Consider the following 2,328-nt stretch of genomic DNA (forward strand, 5'->3'; position numbering starts at 1 on the left):
CTGCCAAAGAACATGGCATGACTCTGTTCGAGCAAAATCATCACCGGCCGTTCCCGTTCTTCCTGGAATACTTTGGTGTGGGGCTTCATTCTCCGGGCAGTGACCCGCCAGTCGATGGAACGGATATCATCCCCGAACTGATACGCCCTGACTTCTTCAAAGTCGATACCACGGCCTTTGAAGGGGGAACGGGAGTTACCCAGCATCTGCCGCAGGCTGCGTCCCTGGCGAAACAGGGGCAGGTCCTTTGCCGGCAACCGCAGATTAACCAGACTCTGTAATGTACAGTAGGCTCCACTCATGGCGCTTCTCTAATAGCCCTTCTGACAATGCTCATGGGAATCAACTCAGGCGATGGGAACAATGTGTAATAGCTGGCTGATGATCTGGTCAGCGTTCTTGCCCTCGGCTTCTGCTTCAAAGGTGAGCAACAGACGATGGCGCAGCACATCGTGGGCGATCGCCTGGACATCATCAGGGGTGACATAATCACGGCCATGGAGCCAGGCATAAGCGCGGGCGCAGCGATCGAGGGCAATGGTACCCCTGGGGCTGGCCCCATAATCAAGCCATCCTGAGAGTTGGTCACTGTACAGTTGCGGGTGGCGGCTGGCGTTAATCAGCTGAACGATGTACTCCTCAACAGACGGCTCCATATGCACAGCCAGAACCTCCTGGCGGGCCTGCAGAATTTCTTCCTGACTGAGCGGGGAGTGTGGGCGTTCAACCGGGGTCTGCATGGCTTCCCCCCTGGCCAGTTTCAGAATCGCCCGTTCTGCTGCAACATCGGGATAGCCCACCCGGACATGCATGATAAATCGATCCAGCTGCGCTTCCGGCAACGGGTAAGTGCCTTCCTGTTCGATGGGGTTCTGGGTGGCCATGACCATAAAAACATCCGGCAATGGGTAGGTTTTCTGGCCAACACTGACCTGGCGCTCGGCCATTGCTTCCAGTAGCGACGACTGGACTTTGGCCGGTGCGCGGTTGATCTCGTCCGCCAGAATCAGGTTGTGAAAAATCGGTCCGGGCTGAAACCGGAAGCTGCCATCTTCCGGCAGATAGATGTCGGTGCCGGTGACATCGGCAGGCAGCAGGTCAGGGGTGAACTGGATTCGGTGAAAATCCGCATCCAGGCCATCGGATAATGCTTTAACTGCCCTGGTCTTGGCCAGGCCGGGGGCACCTTCAACCAGCAGATGTCCGTCAGCCAGCAGGGTGATTAACAGGCGGTTGACCAGGTGTTCCTGGCCAATGATGGTGCTGGAGAGGTAGTTTTTCAGCTGACTGAATTGGGTAAAACAGTGGCTTGATGACATTTTTTCAACCTGGAATTCTGTCTGCGTCGTTCAAGAGAGTACTTGAATAGCCAGAAATATATGATCGTTCATGGGCCAGCGGCTAACCGCTACTAACTGAAGAGGGATGGCAATACCCCGGAGTTAGATGAATGTGCCAGGACCCCACTTTATGGTTTGGAAATTCTACAAGTCATTTGGCTTATTGATAAGCCCCTCTTCTTAGTTTTGGCGAATGCTATAGGCTCTGTTGACATTGGGTTTCAGATCCTGCGGTCATAAACCTTATTTTTGACAGCACTGTTCAATATAGGTTCGTCGGGGCCGATGGTCTAGTGCATGGACTTTAACACAGACATCTATTCACCGTGGAGATACCAGGGATGGGGCCGAGTCAGGAACGTGAAGAAACTCTGGATAAACTGATCAGTGATCTGGCTGCCCATATTCCGGTAGATCAGCTGGATAGCTTTCATGAGTTTGTCTATCGATATTACTCTCTGGATACCCATCAGGATCTGGTCTCCGGCAACTGGCAGGAACTGCTGGGCGCTACCCACTCATTCTGGAAGTTTATTCAGTACCACAATCCGGACCAGCCGCGTATTGAAGTGATCAATCCGGAATACAACATGCATGGCTGGCACTCAAGCCATACCGTTATTCGAATCCTCCACCGGGACATGCCTTTTGTTGTGGACTCGATCAGGATGAAACTGAACGATTATGGCTCAACCATTCATTTACTGCGAAATGGGGTACTGTATTCCCGACGTGCTGGCGATATGACCCTGCAGTTTGGGGATGAGCGGGAAGAGGGTGAGTTTGTCAGCCAGGAGGCCTTTGTTTATCTTGAAATCGACCGTTGTGAGGACCGTGAGGAACTGGACCAGCTGAACCACCAATTGAATGCCGTTCTGAGAGATGTCAGTCGTGTCGTGGATGATTTTGATGAAATGACCGGGCGGGTTAAACGGCTGGCGGCGATGGCAGGGCAACTGGGGGCAGGGCAGCCGGGGGACCTGTCGGG

At 53.4% G+C, this 2,328-nt stretch carries 2 protein-coding genes and 1 pseudogene; 1 reads left to right on the forward strand and 2 read right to left on the reverse strand.

Translation table 11 applies throughout. From position 1 onward, the window contains the following. Nucleotides 1-302 (reverse strand): DUF58 domain-containing protein (locus tag KDK13_RS13670; RefSeq protein WP_257285530.1); only part of this gene is annotated, 302 nt, incomplete at its 3' end. A 45-nt stretch (nucleotides 303-347) separates the two neighbouring features. Further along, complete coding sequence (locus KDK13_RS13675) at nucleotides 348-1,319, reverse strand: MoxR family ATPase (protein WP_257285531.1); 972 nt, start codon at nucleotides 1,317-1,319, stop codon at nucleotides 348-350. Nucleotides 1,320-1,681: 362 nt separating this feature from the next. On the opposite strand from KDK13_RS13675, the pseudogene KDK13_RS13680 reads away from it, so the two are divergent. Further along, nucleotides 1,682-2,328: pseudogene (locus tag KDK13_RS13680) on the forward strand (NAD-glutamate dehydrogenase); the annotation flags it as partial.

It is taken from the genome of Endozoicomonas sp. SESOKO1, assembly GCF_024606265.1.
Taxonomy (GTDB): domain Bacteria; phylum Pseudomonadota; class Gammaproteobacteria; order Pseudomonadales; family Endozoicomonadaceae; genus Endozoicomonas.

Excerpts from the sequence above, each read along its gene's own strand:
- KDK13_RS13675 (WP_257285531.1), bottom strand. The coding sequence starts at position 1,319 with ATGTCATCAAGCCACTGTTTTACCCAATTCAGTCAGCTGAAAAACTAC.